The 653-nt window shown below is 59.3% G+C and carries 1 protein-coding gene; it reads right to left on the reverse strand.

The genetic code is table 11. The features are described from left to right. Positions 1–427 (reverse strand): hypothetical protein (locus A6302_RS20675; RefSeq protein WP_141704078.1); only part of this gene is annotated, 427 nt, incomplete at its 3' end. Positions 428–653: the final 226 nt, after the last annotated feature.

Below are 653 nucleotides of genomic sequence, written 5' to 3' on the forward strand. Positions count from 1 at the left end.
TGCCGATCGGCCATGAGATATGAGGGAAGTGGCGCTCCCATGGACTGTCGCCGGGCTGCGCCAGGCGAAACCTGTCGTGTCCGAGTTCGAACAGACGAGACAGACCAGATCGGAATGCAGGGCCCGCCTCGGTTCCGATTTCCTGAGAGAGCACTGGCCAGAAATCCGTTCCGGTGCCCCGATATCGGTACCCTACCTCCGTGGCGATCACGACCAACGGGAGATAGCTCCACGACCACACTGCTCCCGCGAGTTGCGGATCCTCCTCGATCTGTCGCGAGACTGTCTTTCTCAGTTCTTCCAGCGCCAGTTCGTCGAGCCCGTGCTCAATGGCGAAGACGGGCAGTTCGCCTCGCGCCTGACCGAGGCTTGTGAATTGTTCGGCGAGCGCCTGATGTTGGTCTGCCAGAACATTCGCACTCTGCATCTTTCCATCCGAGCCCACACAACTTCGCTGAACAAGGCCACCACACGCCAGTCCGAAGCAATCACAGCAAGGTTGACTACTAACTGTCTGAACGTCAATCATATTTGGAATGTCTCTCGAGAGGTGCCGTGTGACTTCTGATTCTGCGCTTGCGCTTGGCCTACCCACCCCGGATGTGCCGGGGGACGGCAGCATAAACGCCATCGCGGATCTGGTCCGGCGCATC

Origin of the sequence: Methylobrevis pamukkalensis, assembly GCF_001720135.1 — a bacterium.
Classification (GTDB): domain Bacteria; phylum Pseudomonadota; class Alphaproteobacteria; order Rhizobiales; family Pleomorphomonadaceae; genus Methylobrevis; species Methylobrevis pamukkalensis.